Origin of the sequence: Hydrogenophaga sp. RWCD_12 (genome assembly GCF_046604225.1) — a bacterium.
GTDB lineage: Bacteria > Pseudomonadota > Gammaproteobacteria > Burkholderiales > Burkholderiaceae_C > Hydrogenophaga.
Window position 1 is genome coordinate 75,382 of the sequence record NZ_JBKIXC010000001.1, and the last position, 16,294, is coordinate 91,675.

Annotated in this window: 13 protein-coding genes; 6 read left to right on the forward strand and 7 right to left on the reverse strand. The window is 67.4% G+C overall.

Going from position 1 to position 16,294, the window contains the following annotated elements:
• Window positions 1-125: 125 nt before the first annotated feature.
• The gene (locus ACLIJ1_RS00370) at window positions 126-1,187 is read right to left on the reverse strand and encodes a bifunctional riboflavin kinase/FAD synthetase (RefSeq protein ID WP_411363496.1); all 1,062 of its coding nucleotides are present in this window, start codon (window positions 1,185-1,187) and stop codon (window positions 126-128) included.
• A 144-nt stretch (window positions 1,188-1,331) separates the two neighbouring features.
• On the opposite strand from ACLIJ1_RS00370, the gene ACLIJ1_RS00375 reads away from it, so the two are divergent.
• The 4 genes from ACLIJ1_RS00375 (at window position 1,332) to ACLIJ1_RS00390 (ending at window position 8,096) form a co-directional block, all read left to right on the forward strand.
• On the forward strand, window positions 1,332-1,889 hold the full coding sequence (locus tag ACLIJ1_RS00375; protein WP_411363497.1) for an HNH endonuclease: 558 nt from the start codon (window positions 1,332-1,334) through the stop codon (window positions 1,887-1,889).
• Between the two features lie 93 nt (window positions 1,890-1,982).
• Complete coding sequence (locus tag ACLIJ1_RS00380) at window positions 1,983-2,354, forward strand: response regulator (RefSeq protein WP_411363498.1); 372 nt, start codon at window positions 1,983-1,985, stop codon at window positions 2,352-2,354.
• 1 nt (window position 2,355) lies between these two features.
• Window positions 2,356-5,958, forward strand: a complete 3,603-nt coding sequence (locus ACLIJ1_RS00385) for a PAS domain-containing protein (RefSeq protein WP_411363499.1) — start codon at window positions 2,356-2,358, stop codon at window positions 5,956-5,958.
• A gap of 131 nt (window positions 5,959-6,089) precedes the next feature.
• Window positions 6,090-8,096 carry a methyl-accepting chemotaxis protein gene (locus ACLIJ1_RS00390; protein ID WP_411363500.1) on the forward strand — a complete coding sequence of 669 codons (2,007 nt, stop codon included), beginning with the start codon at window positions 6,090-6,092 and terminating at the stop codon, window positions 8,094-8,096.
• Window positions 8,097-8,123: 27 nt separating this feature from the next.
• Here the strand turns inward: ACLIJ1_RS00390 and ACLIJ1_RS00395 are convergent, their stop codons facing one another.
• The 3 genes from ACLIJ1_RS00395 to ACLIJ1_RS00405 form a co-directional block, all read right to left on the reverse strand.
• Window positions 8,124-9,239, reverse strand: coding sequence for an acyl-CoA dehydrogenase family protein (locus ACLIJ1_RS00395; RefSeq protein ID WP_411363501.1), 1,116 nt, complete (start codon window positions 9,237-9,239; stop codon window positions 8,124-8,126).
• An 11-nt stretch (window positions 9,240-9,250) separates the two neighbouring features.
• On the reverse strand, window positions 9,251-10,432 hold the full coding sequence (locus tag ACLIJ1_RS00400) for an acyl-CoA dehydrogenase family protein (RefSeq protein WP_411363502.1): 1,182 nt from the start codon (window positions 10,430-10,432) through the stop codon (window positions 9,251-9,253).
• A 78-nt stretch (window positions 10,433-10,510) separates the two neighbouring features.
• Window positions 10,511-11,182: a YceH family protein gene (locus ACLIJ1_RS00405; RefSeq protein ID WP_411363503.1), complete on the reverse strand. Its 672-nt coding sequence runs from the start codon at window positions 11,180-11,182 to the stop codon at window positions 10,511-10,513.
• A 48-nt stretch (window positions 11,183-11,230) separates the two neighbouring features.
• Here ACLIJ1_RS00405 and purN point away from each other — a divergent pair, with 48 nt between their 5' ends.
• Window positions 11,231-11,815, forward strand: coding sequence for a phosphoribosylglycinamide formyltransferase (gene purN, locus ACLIJ1_RS00410; RefSeq protein WP_411363504.1), 585 nt, complete (start codon window positions 11,231-11,233; stop codon window positions 11,813-11,815).
• Window positions 11,816-11,825: 10 nt separating this feature from the next.
• Here the strand turns inward: purN and ACLIJ1_RS00415 are convergent, their stop codons facing one another.
• The 3 genes from ACLIJ1_RS00415 to ACLIJ1_RS00425 form a co-directional block, all read right to left on the reverse strand.
• Window positions 11,826-12,440 carry a LysE family translocator gene (locus ACLIJ1_RS00415; protein WP_411363505.1) on the reverse strand — a complete coding sequence of 205 codons (615 nt, stop codon included), beginning with the start codon at window positions 12,438-12,440 and terminating at the stop codon, window positions 11,826-11,828.
• 80 nt (window positions 12,441-12,520) lie between these two features.
• Window positions 12,521-13,342, reverse strand: a complete 822-nt coding sequence (locus ACLIJ1_RS00420; RefSeq protein WP_411363506.1) for an AraC family transcriptional regulator — start codon at window positions 13,340-13,342, stop codon at window positions 12,521-12,523.
• Window positions 13,339-14,958: a peptide chain release factor 3 gene (locus ACLIJ1_RS00425; RefSeq protein WP_411363507.1), complete on the reverse strand. Its 1,620-nt coding sequence runs from the start codon at window positions 14,956-14,958 to the stop codon at window positions 13,339-13,341. The genes ACLIJ1_RS00420 and ACLIJ1_RS00425 overlap by 4 nt, the downstream gene beginning before the upstream one ends.
• Window positions 14,959-14,993: 35 nt before the next feature.
• Here ACLIJ1_RS00425 and ACLIJ1_RS00430 point away from each other — a divergent pair, with 35 nt between their 5' ends.
• Window positions 14,994-16,259, forward strand: a complete 1,266-nt coding sequence (locus ACLIJ1_RS00430; protein WP_411363508.1) for an RsmB/NOP family class I SAM-dependent RNA methyltransferase — start codon at window positions 14,994-14,996, stop codon at window positions 16,257-16,259.
• Window positions 16,260-16,294: the final 35 nt, after the last annotated feature.

Here is a 16,294-nt window from a genome sequence, read left to right on the forward strand (position 1 = left end):
TCGGCTTTCGAATTCGGGAAGGCAAGGGCAGGCTCGGTGGTGCGGCGGGGCGCACGGGAAGGGGGCGGGTCGCCCCGAGCCAGTCAGAGGGCGCGCGGCCCGGGGCGTTCACCCCGGCAGCGGCGTCAAATTCGGTCGCGCGTGGTCTGCCGGTGCGTCTGGGTGTGCAGCGAGGCAAAAAACGCGCGTGCGTCGTCGCAGTCCTTGGCGATGCCCTTGGTCAGGGCGTCCAGGCTGTCGTACTTGAGCTCGTCGTGCAGTTTGTGCAGCAGTTCCACCCGGATGATTTTACCGTAGGCCTCCCCATCGGGCAGGGTCGCGGCCAGTTCGGCTGGCCAGTCCAGGCAATGGGTTTCGAGCAGAACACGCCCACCGTTGACGTCGTCGGGGTCCAGCGAGGGGCGCACCCCCAGGTTGGCCACGCCCGCGATCGGCGGGCTGCCCGCAGGCATCAGACCGTGCACCTGCACCGCGAAGATGCCGCTGGCGGCCGGCTTCCAGTGCGAAAAGCGCAGGTTCAGGGTGCGAAAGCCATCGCCGCGACCGGGTGCCGATTCGGCCAGCTGGCGGCCCAGCTTGCGACCATGCACAACGTGTCCGCTGACGGCGTAGGGGCGGCCCAGCAGCGCTGCGACACGGTCCATGTCGCCAGCCGCCAGGGCCTCGCGCACGGCCGAACTGCTGACGCGTGTGCCATGCACCTCGTAACTCTGCATGCGCGCAACGTCGAAGCCCATGCCGGAACCGGCGGCGTCCAGCATCGCGTAGTCGCCCGCGCGCTGGGCGCCGAAGCGGAAGTCGTCCCCCACCAGCACGTACTTCACCCCAAGCGCATGGACCAGGATGTCCTGGATGAAGGCTTGCGGCGGCAGCGCCGCCAGCCGCTGGTTGAAAGGCAGCACCACGCACTGGTCGACCCCGCAGCGTTCCAGCTCTTCGAGTTTGTCGCGCAGGGTGGCGATGCGGGCCGGGGCGAGTTCGGGCTTGCGGTGCACAGCAGCAAAGAAGTCGCGCGGATGCGGCTCGAAGGTCATGGCGCAGGTTGGCACGCCGCGGTGGCGTGCCTCGTTGCGCAGCAGCGCGAGCATGGCCTGGTGGCCGCGGTGCACGCCATCGAAATTGCCAATGGTCAGGGCGCAGCCGGTGGCGGCGGGGGCGCGGTTCCAGAGGCCTCGGAGGATTTTCATGAATGGTTCCGGCCGGGCGTTCCGCCCCGCGTCGGGTGTCTGTCACACAAGCGCGTTATATTGACACATGCGCGGAGGCCCTTTCAGGGCAGGCTGGCGCGGCAAAGACAGATGTTCCGGTTGTGTTTCAACATGGAGGTGGTCTTGAAGGTCTTGAAGCTCTCTGCCCAGGGGCTGCCACAGTCGTGGATCAGCCTGGAGGAAGCGGTCCTGCATTACGCCGCGGACGAGGTGCGCTGGGAAATGGGCGCCGAGATTGCCGTGTTCCACGGTGGTCACAACGCCATCACCGGGCGCCAGTCGGTGATCGCCGTCAACTCGATCATCGGCACCAAGGGCGTGCCCAACATCAATCCCTTCGACCTGCGCCCGTCGCTGACCAACGCCAAGCTGTTCGCCCGCGACCGCTGCCTGTGTGCCTACTGCGGCCAGCATTTCCACGACGACATGCTCACCCGCGAGCACATCGTGCCCATGGCCCAACAGGGGCGGGACCACTGGATGAACGTGGTGACGGCCTGCAAGGCCTGCAACCACCGCAAGGCCAACCGCACACCCGAACAGGCGCACATGGCGCTGCTCTACGCGCCCTATGTGCCCAGCCTCTGGGAGGACTTCATCCTGCGCAACCGCCGCATCCTGGCGGACCAGATGGAGTTCCTGATGTCGTATCTGCCCCGCAACTCGCGGCTGCACGGCTGAACCCCGCGCCGACGGTGCTGCGGGCCTGCTCTGGGCCCGTTTTTCCCTCTTTTTCCGGCGATTGCCCGGTGACCCCGTCGATAGCATGGGTTCATGGTTTCAACGCGCCCGCTCCGCCTGCTGGTCACCGACGACGACCCCATCCAGCTGCGGGCCGCTGCACGCCTGCTCAAGACTCTGGGACACACCGGCGCACTGGCCACCCAGGGCCAGATGGCGCTGGACCTGCTGGAGCGCCAGAGCTTTGACGTGATGCTGCTGGACCTGCGGATGCCGGTGCTGGACGGTCTGGAAACCCTGGCGCGGCTGCGGCCCAGGCATCCGAAGCTGCCGGTGGTGCTGGTCAGCGGGGACGACCTGGGCGTCAACTGGTCCTTCTATCGCGATGCCGGCGCCGACGCCTATCTGGTCAAACCGCTGGACATCGACACCCTGTCGGCCTTGCTCCAGCGGCGGTTGCGCTGACATGGCTCCCGGCGTCTTCCGTCACCAGCGCCACCTGACCATCGGCCTGATGGTCATCGGGGGCCTTCTGACGCTGGCAGGGCTGCCGCTGCTGCACGGTCGGTGGTGGCACACCGACTACAGCCTTGGCGCGGGCGTCGCCCTGCTGCTCACCGGGGCCTGGCATTGGCATTCGCTGGGAAAGACCCGCCTGCTGTTCCATGAGCTGACGGGCAAGCTGGCGATGATGGCGCGGGTGGCCCAGCACACTGGCAGCCCCGTGCTGGTGATGGACGAGGATCTCAAGGCGGCCTGGTGCAACCAGGCCTTCGAGCGGGACACCGGTTTCGGGTTGGCAGAGATCCGCGGCCAGCGGATGGGGCGCATCCTGCGTTCACCCAACGCCGACCCGGTGGCACTGGCCCGCATCCGGGACGCGCTGCGCAGCCACACCGACATCGACATCGAACTGTTGCACCGCTACCGCGACGGGCGCGACCGCTGGGTGCGGGTCATCCTGGCGTCGCAGCGGGACGACGCGGGCACGTTCTGCGGCTTTGTCGCGGTGATGGTCGACATCGACGCGCAGTGGCGCATCCGCGAAGACCACCGCAAGTCGCTGCGCGATCTCAGTGCGCTGATGAGCACGCTGGAGCGCTACGTCATCGTCGCGGAGACCGATGCCCAGGGCCGGTTGACGCGGGTCAACCGGCGCTTCACCGACATCAGCGGCTACAGCGAGGCCGAACTGCTGGGCCAGCGCTTCTCCCACATTTCGTCAGGCTGGCACAACAAGACCTTCTGGGAAGAGATGTGGTCACGCATCGGCCGTGGACTTCCCTGGCAGGGTGAGATCTGCAACCGCAGCAAGGAGGGACGCCTGTACTGGGTGCAGACCTTGATCGCGCCTTTTGTCGGGCCCCGCGGAACGGTCGAGAAATTCGTCGCCTTCCAGACCGACATCTCCGAACACCGGCTGGCACGGATCGAGCTGAGCAAGAGCCAGACGCTGCTGACACGCACCAACCAGCTGGCCGGCGTCGGCGGCTGGTACGCCATGCTGCCGGGCGGCATCCTGACCATGACGCCGGAATGCCGCCAGGTGCTGGGCGTGCGGGAAGGTGAAGCCGGATCGGTGCAGGAACTCTGGCGCCTGTTTCAGCCTGGGGCGCGGCTGGTGGTGCGGCGGCAGCTGGAAGACCTGGTGCAGCGCCGTTGCCAGGAGGTGAGCTTCCTGGCACCGCTGCGCAGTCCACCGGACGGCGCCCCCGGCGAGCCCACCCGCTGGGTGAAGCTGGTGGCCAGCTTCGGCGACTCGGACGGTGGCGGCGCGGCCCGCCAGCACGCCCGCATCATCGGCGCGGTGCAGGACTACACGCCGCAAGTCCGCGCGCAGGAACGCATCCGCGGCGAGCAGCGCCTGCTGCACAGCGCGATGGATTCGATCGGTGAGGCGTTTGCGCTGTACGACCCGGACCGCCGGCTGGTGTATTTCAACGACGAGTACGCTGCCTGGATGCCCCCCGGCGAGTCGCTGCGTCTGGGCATGCGCCACGAGGACGTGCTGCAGCTGAGCCTGAAGCATTCGCCGTTCAAGGACGCCGAAGGACGCGAAGCGGAATGGATGCAGGAGGTGATCCGCGCGCCGCGCTCGAACGAACCCGACCGCATCCGCCAGACGGCCGACGGACGCTGGATCCGCTTCGTGGACCGCATCACGGCCGACGGCTACCAGGTGGTGTTCCGCTACGACGTGACCGAGCTGCAGAACGCGCTGATCCAGGCCGACGCCGCGGCGGTGAGCAAGGGCCAGTTCCTGGCCAACATGAGCCACGAGATCCGCACGCCGATCAACGCGATCATGGGCATGCTGCAACTGCTGGGCTACACGTCGCTGGATGTCAAACAGTCGGACATGGTGAGCAAGTCGCTGGGTGCGACGCGCTCGCTGCTGGAGATCATCAACGAGATCCTGGACTTCTCCAAGATCGAGGCCGGCATGATGCGGCTGCACCTGGGCAGCTTCCGCCTGTCGGACCTGCGCAGTGAGATCGAGGTGATCCTTTCCGGCGCCCTGGGCAGCAAGCCGGTGGCGCTGGTCTACGAGATCGATCCGGCCCTGCCCGAGGTGGTGGTGGGCGATCCGGTGCGGCTGCGCCAGGTGCTCATCAACCTCGGCGGCAATGCGATCAAGTTCACCCCGGAAGGCAGCGTGACCATGCGCTGGCATCTGGTGCAGCGTGAGGCGGGGAGGGCGCGCATCCGGTTCGCAGTGGAGGATACCGGCATCGGCATCGCCGCCGATCAGCAGGCCAGCGTGTTCGAGAGCTTCTCGCAGGGCGAGTCGTCGACCAACCGCCGCTTCGGCGGCTCTGGCCTGGGGCTGACGATCAGCCAGCATCTGGTGAGCTGCATGGGCGGCCGCATCGCGCTCACCAGTGCGCCCGGCCAGGGCAGCACCTTCCATTTCGAGATCGATCTGCCCGAGGGTTCGGTGGCCGACCTGCCGCAGGGCGACGGGCTGGCGTCGGGGTCGCAGGGTGGACGGCTGCAGGGCATCCGCCTGCTGCTGGCCGAGGACAACGCGCTGAACCAGGAAGTGGCGACCGAGATGCTGCAGCGGGAAGGGGCGAGCGTGGTGCTGGCCGAAAACGGCCTGCAGGCGGTGGACGCGCTGCGGGCCTCGCCGACGGGTTTCGATGCCGTGCTGATGGACATGCAGATGCCCGAACTCGATGGCCTGCGCGCCACCGAGCGCATCCGCGAGGAGTTGGGCCTGCGCGAGCTGCCGATCATCGCGATGACGGCCAATGCCATGCCCGCCGACCGGGACCGTTGCCTGCAGGCCGGCATGAATGCGCACATTGGCAAGCCCTTCGACATCCACGAGGTGATTCGCGTCGTGCGCCGTTTCACCGGCCGGCACAATGCTACGGACGAACCAGGCCTCGCCACCCGTCCTGCAGAACTGCCTGGGCGATCGGAGGAGCCGCAATTGCGTGGCGACGAGGCAGCCCTGCGGCGGCTGGGCGGCAACCGGGTGCTGCTGGCGCAGTTGCGGGCCCGCTTCACCCATTCTTCGGAAGAGCTGCTGCGACTGGCGCAGGCATGCGCCGCCCGCAGCGACTGGGCTGGCGCTGCCGACGCGGTGCACCAGCTCAAGGGCAGCGCCAGCGTGGTCGGTGCCGAGCGGCTGGCGCTGGAGGCCGCCAGTGCGGAGCGCATGCTGAGGCCCGGTTCGGCAGAGTCTGTAGTGCGTGGCCGCAGCACAAGGCTGCAGTCGCTGGGTCAGTTGCTCGGTGACTTTCTGCAGGCCCTGGCGGAGGACCCTGGCCCGGCTCCGGTCGCACCTGCACCCTCAACACCCGCCCTCGGCCATGGCACTGGTGCGGATGCCGAAGTGGCCTGTCTCGAAGCGCTTCATACGGTCAAACCGTTGCTCGACGACGCCGACATGTCCGCCATTGATGCGTTCGATGCGTGGCAGGAGCAATTCCCCGCGGCACGGGGCGAGCGCTACGCGCCACTGCGGTCGGCGATGGATCTCATGGACCTGCAGGCGGCGGCCGAGGAGTGTGGCCGCCTGTTGCTGGCGACCGAGGGCGTCGATCTGGAAATCGAATAAAGGCCTCGGAATCACCAACTTATGCGGCCTTCGGTCCGGCGTCTGCCTCGGGACAATGAGAAAAACTTCCGGTGCGTGTGGCCCATGGGCACATCCCGGTCCGTCATCCTTCCACTCCACCAGGCCCGAGCATGAGGAAGAACCTACCCGTCAGCCAGAAGCAGTACGACTTTCCGGCTGACCAGACGCTGATCTCGGTGACCGACCTCAAGGGGCGGATCACCTACTGCAACTCGAACTTTGTCTCGGTCAGCGGCTATGCACGGCCGGAACTGATGGGGCAGCCACACAGCATCGTGCGCCACCCGGACATGCCGGAAGAGGCCTTCCGCGATCTCTGGGCCACCGTCGAAAGCGGCCAGCCCTGGACCGGCATCGTCAAGAATCGCCGCAAGAACGGCGACCACTACTGGGTGCGCGCCAATGCAACGCCGGTGCGCAACGGCGAGCGGATCGTTGGCTACCTCTCCGTGCGTTCCAAGCCCAGCGAAGAAGAGATCCAGGCGGCCGATCAGCTGTACGCGACCATGATCGGCGAAGCGGAGTCCGGCCGGCTGGTGCACCGCCTGCACCGGGGGGAGGTGGTCAAGTCCGGCCCGCTCGGATGGCTGCAGCGGTTGCGCTCGCCCAACCTGCATGTGCAGCTGTTCCTGCTCTCGGTGTGGGCTGCGGCGGCGCCGGTGCTGAGCGCCTTCTTCGATGCGCCGCTGCCGGTCACGGTCGGTGCGGCCCTGCTGTCGATCGGCAGCGCCTCGTTCCTGTGTTCGCGCGTGGCGCTCAAGCCGCTGAGCGATCTGGTGAACATGGCCAACCTGATCGCCAGCGGAGACCTGACCCACTCGGTGACGGTCAATGGCCGTGGCGAGATCCGGCAACTGCAGCTCGCACTGGCGCAGCTCGTGGTGTCGGTGCGTACCGTGGTGCGCGATGTGCGCCATGAGGTCGCCAACCTGCGAGGCGCGACCCAGGAAATCGCCGCCGGCAACCAGGACATGTCGGTGCGCACCGAATCGCAGGCGGCCAACCTGGAGCAGACGGCCTCGTCGATGGAAGAGATCAACGGCACCACCCAGCACACCAGCCAGCTGTCGCAGGACGGCGCGCAGGTCGCGCGCGAAACCTCGGGCGCCGCGCGGCGCAGCAACGAGGCGGTGGTCGCGGTGGCGGACACGATGCAGGGCATCGCCGATTCGTCCAAACGCATCGGCGACATCATCCAGGTGATCGAAGGCGTGGCCTTCCAGACCAACATCCTGGCGCTCAACGCCGCGGTCGAAGCCGCCCGCGCCGGCGAGCAGGGGCGCGGCTTTGCGGTGGTGGCGGCCGAGGTGCGGGCGCTGGCACAGCGAACTTCCGCGGCCTCGCGCGAGATCCGCGACCTGATCGAGGAGTCGGGCCAGCGGGTGGAAGTGGGCGCCCAGCGCACCGCCGACGCACGCATGCGCATGGACGAAGCCATGCATTCTGTGGAGCGTGTGAGCTCGGTGCTCGAAGAAATCAGTCACGCCACGCAGGAGCAGACCACGGGCGTTTCGCGCGTCAGTGCGGCGCTGATGGACATGGACGGCATCACGCAGCAGAACGCGGCCATGGTCGAAGAGCTGGCGGCGGCGGCCAAGTCGCTCAACCACCAGGTCGAGCAGGTGCACGACTCGATCCGCGTGTTCCGCCTGACCGACCGCGACATCACGCTGGCCGAAACGGATGCTGTCGAACTGCGCCGGGCCGGCAAGAAGGCCAGTCCGGGGGCCGACGGATCGGTTGATCAGGAAGAGGTGATGCGGGAGCACCAGAAATGCGTGGTCGACCTTCGCAACGCCATCCTGCGCAAGCTGCAGATGGACGTGAGCGCCATGCAGCGGGACGACTGCTGCCACCTCGGCCAGTGGCTGTCGGTTGGCGGCGCGCGCTATGGACACGCGCCGGTGTTCCGCGAACTGGTGCGCCAGCACAAGGCGCTGCACGAAGACCTCGGCCGCGCGGCCGACAGCGTGAACCAGGGGCGCTATCCCGAGGTCCGCGCCATGCTCGAGCCCGGACAGAAGCTGCAGCACACCTCGCGCGCGATGATGGGCGCGCTCAAGGGCCTGCTGGAGCAGTTCTCGCCGGTGGTCGAAACCGAGTCGGCGGACTACTGATCCCGGCCCCAGTAGCCGGGTCGGCGGTCAGGCAAACACGCCGGCCGTTTCTTCCATGCGCGCCGACACCTCACCCAGGTGGTGCAGGGTGTCGCCGAAGCTCATTTCCAGCTGGGTCAGCTTCTTGAAATAGTGGCTGACGATGTACTCGTCGGTCACGCCGATGCCGCCGTGCAGCTGTACCGCCTGCTGACCGACGTAGCGCATCGACTGCCCCAGTTGCACCTTGGCGCGCGAGAGCGCGCGGCGGCGTTCGTCGGCCGGCGCATTGAGCTTGAGGGTGGCGTAGAAGCTCATCGATCGCGCCAGCTCCAGCTGCATCTTCATGTCGGCGATGCGGTGGCGCAGCGCCTGAAAGCTGGCGATGGCGACGCCGAACTGCTTGCGGGTGTTCAGGTACTCGGCCGTCACCGCCACCGTCTTGTCCATCACGCCCACGGCTTCGGCGCAGGCCGCCGCGATGCCGATGTCCACCGCGTGTTCCAGCGCGGCCAGGCCGTCGGCCGTGACCAGCGTGGCGGGCGCGTTCTGCAGCGTCACTTCCGCCGCACGGCCGCCGTCCTGCGTGCCGTAGCCCTGGGTCGACACGCCGCTGGCACTGCGTTCGACCAGGAAGAGGGCGATCTTGCCGTTGGCGTTGGCGGGCACGAGGAAGGCATCGGCCTGGTCGCCAGCCGGCACCACGCTCTTGGCTCCGCTGACCGTCCATCCACTGCCGGCCTCGGTGGCCGTGGTCTTGCAGACGTCCAGCCGGTAGCGCGCGGCGCGCTCCTGCTGCGCCAGCACCACCAGCGCTTCGCCCGAAGAGATCCTGGGCAGCCAGGCAGCCTTCACGTCCGCACCACCGTAGGCGCCGATCACACCGCCGCTGATCAGCGTCTGCGTCAGCGGCTCCAGCACGATGCCGCGACCGAGCTCTTCCATCACGACCATGCCTTCGACAGGGCCCATGCCCAGGCCACCGTCGTGTTCGCTGATGTACAGACCCGCCAGGCCGAGTTCGGCCAGCTCGTTGTAGGCCGCACGGTCAAAGCCGCCCGCCTTCACGATCCCGCGGCGGCGCTCGAAGTCGTAGCCCTTGTCGACCCACTTGCGCACCGCGTCGCGCAGCTGTTCCTGGTCGTCGCTGAAATCGAAATCCATGTGAATGCTCCTTAACCGAGGACCGTCTGGGCGACGATGTTGCGCTGCACTTCGTTGGAACCGCCATAGATGGTGGTCTTGCGCATGTTGAAGTAGGTCGAGGCCAGCGGCGCGTTGGCCACCACGCCACCGGGGAAGTTGCCCTGCCAGCCGGCCTCCATCGCTTCTTCGATGAAGGGTGTGGCGAATGGCCCGGCGGCCAGCATCATCAGCTCGGCGTAGCGCTGCTGGATCTCGCTGCCCTTGATCTTGAGCAGGCCGGCGATGTCCAGCGGGTTCTTGCCCGACTTCTCGGCCGAGAGCACGCGCAGCACCAGCATTTCCAGCGCCACGATGTCGACCTCGATCAGGGCGATCTGGTCGCGGAAACGGGCGTCGTCCCACACGCCTTCGGCCTTGGCGATGCGCTTGAGGCGCTCCAGCTCGCGCTTGGCGCGGTTGACGTCGGCGATGTTGGTGCGCTCGTGCGAGAGCAGGTGCTTGGCGTAGGTCCAGCCCTTGTTCTCTTCGCCGATCAGGTTCTCCGCCGGCACCTTGACGTTGTCGAAGAAGACTTCGTTGACCTCGCACTCGCCGTCCAGCAGCTTGATCGGGCGCACGGTCACGCCGGGCGACTTCATGTCGAGCAACAGGAAACTGATGCCAGTCTGCGGCTTGCCTTCGGTGCTGGTGCGCACCAGGTTGAACATCCAGTCGCCGTACTGGCCCAGCGTGGTCCAGGTCTTCTGGCCGTTGACGAGGTAGTGGTCGCCGTTGCGTTCGGCGCGGGTTTTGACCGAGGCGAGGTCCGAGCCGGAACCCGGTTCGCTGTAGCCCTGGCTCCACCAGACCTCACCGCTGGCGATGCCAGGCAGGAAACGCTCCTGCTGCGCCTTGTTGCCAAACGCCATGATCACCGGCGCCACCATCACCGGTCCGAACGGCACGACGCGTGGCGCGCCGGCCAGGGCGCACTCTTCTTCGAACAGGTGCTTCTGCACGGCAGTCCAGCCCGGGCCGCCGAACTCCTTGGGCCAGCCGTAGCCCAGCCAGCCCTTCTTGCCCAGGATCTTGGCCCAGCGCTGCATGTCGTCGCGCGAGAGGCGCAACGCGTTGTGGACCTTGTGGGCGATGTCGGCGGGCAGGTTGTCCTTGACCCAGCCGCGAATCTCGTCGCGGAACGCCAGCTCTTGCGGCGTGAATGCCAAATCCATGCTTGTCTCCGTGGTCGGGGGATCGACGGCCGCCGGGGGTGGCGACCCGATCCACGGAGTTTCGCACGACCGTTCGTTTTAAGGCTGTCCGGGCTGCGACAAGCCGAGCTGTTCGCGCAGCTCGGCCACTTGCGCCTGCAGGGCTGCGACCAAGGCTTCCAGCGACTCGACGCGCGCGGCCAGGACGCTGTCTCCGCCCGATGGTTCGGCCGCCGCCGGAGCCGTCAGATCCACCGGACCGCACAGCAGGTGGGCCCAGCGCTGCTCGCGGGCGCCGGGCGCGCGCGGCAGCCTGACCACCAGCGGGCCGCCTTTTTCGTCGCTGCGGTCCTGCATCTCGTCGAGAAAGCCCTCGACCGAAGCGATGTCGAGAAACTTGTACCAGCGGTCGGCATTGATGCGCAGCTCGCCCGCGGTCTGCGGACCGCGCAGCATCAGCAGGCCCAGCAACGTGGCCGACTGGTCCGGCACGCCGGCCGCGCGGGGAAAGTTGTGTTCGTAGCGCGGCACCCGCGAGCCGCTGGACTCGATGACCATGGCGTAGTCGCGCAGCACGTCGATGGCGTCGCCGATCTCGGCTTCACTCAGGTTCATCACCGGTTCGCGCGCGGTTTTCTGGTTGCAGCCGCTGTGCAGGCTGTTGAGCGACAACGGGTAGCTGTCGGGCACGGTGCGGGCCTTTTCCATCAGGGTGGCCAGCACGCGGGCGTCGGCGGGGGTCAGGGGGCGGGTGCGGAAGTCGTGGGTCATTACACTTGGCGGCCCCATCGGGCTTTGAATCGGGCAGTGAATCGGGTCGTGAACAAGAACATCGTCATTCTCATCTCAGGCGGCGGCTCCAACATGGCCGCCATCGTCCAGGCGGCGCAAAAAGGCCACTGGCGCGAGCGTTTCGGCGCGCAGGTTGCGGCCGTGATCAGCAACAAGGCCGAGGCCGGCGGCCTGGCCTGGGCCCGCGAGCACCACATCCCGACCGCCAGCTTCGACCACAAGGCTTACCCCTCGCGCGAAGATTTCGACGCGGCCCTGATGGAAGAAATCGACCGCTTCGCCCCCGTGCTGGTGGTCCTGGCCGGATTCATGCGCATCCTCACACCCGGTTTCGTGGCGCACTACGAAGGGAGGCTGATCAACATCCACCCCAGCCTGCTTCCGGCATTTGCGGGGCTGCAGACCCACCAGCGCGCGATCGACGCCGGCTGCCGATTCGCCGGCTGCACCGTGCACCGGGTGACCGCCGAACTGGACCACGGCGAATACCTGGACCAGGCCGTGGTGCCGGTTATGCCCGGCGACACCGCCCAGACCCTCGCCGCCCGCGTGCTCACGCAGGAGCACCTGATCTACCCGCGGGTGGTCGAGCGCCTGGTGGCGACCGCCTGACGCCAGCGTCTCAGCGTTCGCTCAGCGCCAGTTTGCCCGCCATGGCTGCAAAAGCGGCCGCAAATCCTTGGCGCAACCGGTTCTGGATGGTCTTCGACCCCAGCACGCGCTCGCGGAATGCATGGGCCAGCAGCCCGTAGAGAGCGAAAACCCCCAGCGTCATGCCCATGAAGATGAGGCTCAGCAGGCCAAATCGCCACAGCGGGGCTGGATCGGTGGGCGATACGAACTGCGGAAGGAACGCCATGAAGAACAGGGTGAGTTTGGGGTTGAGCAGGTTCAGCAGGATCGCCTTGCCCACGAGAGGGAGCGGCGCCATGGGCGCTGCCGCTGGGTCCGCCGAAAAAGCCGTGTGGTCGCGCCAGGTCATGAAGGCCAGGTAGAGCAGGTAGGCCACACCCGCCAGCTTCAGCGCCTGGAAGGCCAGCGCGCCCGCGTGCAGGACAGCGCTCAGACCCACGGCCGCAGCGACCATGTGGGGCACGATGCCGAGCGTGCAGCCCAGGGCCGCCCACAGGCTGGCCAGTCGGCCCTGCGAAAGGCCGGTCGAGACGGTGAACAGCACGCCGGTGCCGGGTGTGATCACGACCACCGCCGAGGTGAGGAGGAACTCGAAACTGACCAAGGGAGGCTCCTGTGAGGACTGAGACCCGGTCGGGTCGGTGTCCTGCACTGTGGCGCCACCGGCGCTGGCGGTCTTGAACGTTATTGCAGAGGGCTGGCCATGGCCCGCTGCCACTGGCCGGGCGTGCAGCCGAAGCTGCGTGTGAACTGGCGGTGCAGGTGGCTCTGGTCGGCGAAACCACAGGCCGCTGCCGCTGTGGCCAGCGGGGTTCCCGCCGCGACCATCTGCCTGGCGGCGCACAGCCGCTGCTGTTGCAGCCAGGCAAAAGGCGGCAGCCCCTGCCAGCGGGTGAACTGCCGCACCAGCTGGAAGCGGGACAGACCGGCGATCTGTGCCAGATGTCCGAGTGGGGGCGGGTCGTCGAGCTGGTCCAGCAGGCAGTCCCGGACCCGGTGCAGGTGCGCAGGGGCGTCCACCTTGCAGCGGCGGTTGGAATGTCGCCAGGCCAGCAACCCGCAGGCCTGTGTCAGGGCCTCTTCGAAGCCGCCGATCTCCAATGGGGTGGTGCGCGCATCCAGGTCGTCCCAGCAGGCGAACAGGCGGTCGATCGACTGGCGGACGGCGGCGTCAGCGAACACAGGCCGGGTGTATTCGCGCTCGTCCATGTCCACTAGGCGGGCCATGGCCCCGGGTGACACATGCACCATGCGCCAGCGCCGGGCCATGGAAGCGAGCGGGATGCCGTCGTGCACCTCCGCGGGGTTGGACGTCACGATGTGGCCCGGCAGTGCCTCCACGGGACCGCGCCCGCTGGCGGAGCGGTGACCACCCGCATCCATCACACCAAACCCGTAGCTGTCGTGCCAGTGCCGGCCAAAGCTGCGCGCGCTGCACAGGACTTCCGCATGCACCCCTTCGAGGGGGCTGCGCCGGACCCGGGCCTGGTGAATGGGTGGGTTCACATCGATTTGTGGAACACGAGACCGGCGTGCTCGCGCATGGCGTGGAACTTGATTTTCGGCCAGTTGGCCTCCACCGCGCGCAGCGTCGCCCCGTGGTCCAGCAGGACCGTCGGCGCGTCCACGGCGTCCAGCGCCACGCGGTGGGCGTTGGCGTCGATGAAGCGCTTGAGTTCCTGCTCGCCGCCGTCTTCGGGGGCGCAAGTCACCCAGCGCGCCACGTTGTAGGAACTGCCTGTGATGCGGGCGCGCACGCCGTACTCGTGCTCCAGCCGGTGCGCCACCACCTCGAACTGCAGTTGACCGACGGCACCCAGCAGCAACACCGTGCCCGCCACCGGGCGGAACACCTGGATCGCACCCTCTTCGCCGAGCTGGGTCAGCCCGGCGCGCAGCTGCTTGGTCTTGAGCGGGTCGGCCACTTCCACGCTGCGGATGATTTCCGGCGCGAAGAAAGGCAGGCCGGTGAATTGAAGGGCTTCGCCTTCGGTCAGGGTGTCGCCCAGCTGCAGCACGCCGTGGTTCGGGATGCCGATGATGTCGCCGGCAAAGGCCTCGTCCAGCAGCTCGCGGCGCTGCGACAGGAAGCTCACCACGGTGTTGGGCCGCAGTTCCTTGCCGCTGCGCACCACCTTCAGGCGCATGCCGCGCTCGAAATGGCCGCTGGCCACGCGCACGAAAGCGATGCGGTCGCGGTGCGCCGGGTCCATGTTGGCCTGGATCTTGAAGACCACGCCGCTGAACTTGGGCTCCACCGGTTCGACCACGCGCTGGATTGCTGCCTTGGCGCCGGGCTGCGGCGCCAGGTCGACCAGGGCGTCCAGCACCTCGCGCACGCCGAAGTTGTTGACGGCCGAGCCGAACAGCATGGGCGTCTGCGTGCCGTTCAGGAACGCTTCCTTGTCAAAGGCCGGCGACGCGCCTTCGACCAGTTCCAGCTCGTCCTTGGCCTGGGTCCATTCCATGCCGAAGCGGCTGGCGCTCTCGGCATTGTCCAGGCCGGCCAGCACCTCCTCGTCGCCGCCGCGGCGGTCTTCACCCGCGGCGAACACGCGCATCTGGTTCTCTCGGCGGTCGTACACACCGCGGAACATCTTGCCCATGCCCACCGGCCAGGTGAAGGGCACGACGGTCATGCCCAGCTCGCGCTCGATCTCGTCCATCAGGTCCAGCGGCGACTTCACCTCGCGGTCCATCTTGTTGACGAAGGTGAGGATGGGCGTGTTGCGCGCGCGGCAGACCTGCAACAGGCGCCGGGTCTGTGGTTCCACGCCATTGCCGGCGTCGATCACCATCAGCGCCGCGTCCACGGCGGTGAGCACGCGGTAGGTGTCTTCCGAGAAGTCCTGGTGACCCGGGGTGTCCAGCAGGTTGATGACGCAGTCGCGGTACTCCATCTGCATCACCGACGAGGCGACGGAAATGCCGCGCTGCTTTTCGATCTCCATCCAGTCGGAGGTGGCATGGCGCGCGGCCTTGCGCGCCTTGACCGAGCCGGCGATATTGATGGCGCCCGAGAACAGCAGCAGCTTCTCGGTCAGGGTGGTCTTACCCGCGTCGGGGTGCGAAATGATGGCGAAGGTGCGGCGGCGCTGCACCTGTTGGGCGATGTCGGACATAACCCTCGATTATCCCCGGTGGGACAATACCGCCCATGCACCCCAAAGCCCTCCTGGACGAAAGCGCCAGCCTGATCGAGAAAGTCTTCAAGTTCGACCACCCGGCCGACGCCGTGGCCGCGCGCCATTTCCGTGAGAACAAGTCGCTTGGTCCGCGTGAGCGCGCCACGCTGTCGGACACCGTGTTTGCCGTGCTGCGCGAGCGGCTTAAGTTTGAGTGGCTGGCCCGTTCGGGCAGCGGCTCCAAGTGGCGCAGGCTGGCGATCCTGGCGTTTCCGGGTGAGCGTGACTTCCTCAAGAGTGCGCTCAGCGACGCGGAAAAGACCTGGTGGGACGCCTGTGTGAAGGTGCCCGATTCGGAACTGATGGCGCAGCACCGCCACAACCTCCCCGACTGGCTGGCGCAAGCGCTGCGCGAGCAGGTGGGCGACGAGTTCGATGCCCTTGCCACCAGTTTGCTGAGCCCGGCGTCGCTGGACCTGCGGGTGAACACCCTCAAGCAGAAGCGCGAGGTGGCGCTGGCCGCGATCCGTCAGGCTGGTCTTTCGGCCGAGCCCACGGCCCATTCGCCATTGGGCATCCGCCTGTCCGGCAAGCCCAACCTGGCCAAGCTGCCGGTGTTTGCCAGTGGTGAGGTGGAGGTGCAGGACGAAGGATCGCAGCTGCTGGCCCTGCTGCTCGGCCCCAAGCGCGGCGAGATGGTGACCGACTTCTGCGCCGGCGCCGGCGGCAAGACGCTGGCCCTGGGTGCCGCGATGAAGAACACGGGGCGCCTGTATGCCTTTGACACCTCCGGCCACCGGCTGGACGCGATCAAGCCGCGGCTGGCTCGCAGCGGACTGTCCAATGTGCATCCGGTGGCGATCGCGCACGAACGTGACGAGCGCATCAAGCGCCTGGCGGGCAAGATGGACCGGGTGCTGGTCGATGCGCCGTGTTCCGGTCTGGGGACGCTGCGCCGCAGCCCGGATCTGAAGTGGCGCCAGACGCCCAAGACGGTCGCCGAACTGGCCGAGTTGCAGCTGCGCATCCTCACCAGCGCCGCGCGGTTGCTCAAGCCTGGCGGTCGGCTGGTTTACGCGACCTGCAGTCCGCTGCCGCAGGAAAACGAGGCTGTGGCGCAGGCTTTCGGTCAAGCGCACCCCGGTTTTGAACCGGTGCCGGTGGCCGATCTGCTGTCGGCCGGGCAGGTACCCGATGTCGCCGGACTCTGTTCGGCGGATGGCCGCTTCATGCGCCTGTGGCCGCATCGCCATGGGACCGACAGCTTTTTTGCCGCCGCCTGGCAACGCAAGGACTGACTGGTTTCTGCGACTTGATTTCACATCGTGGTGCG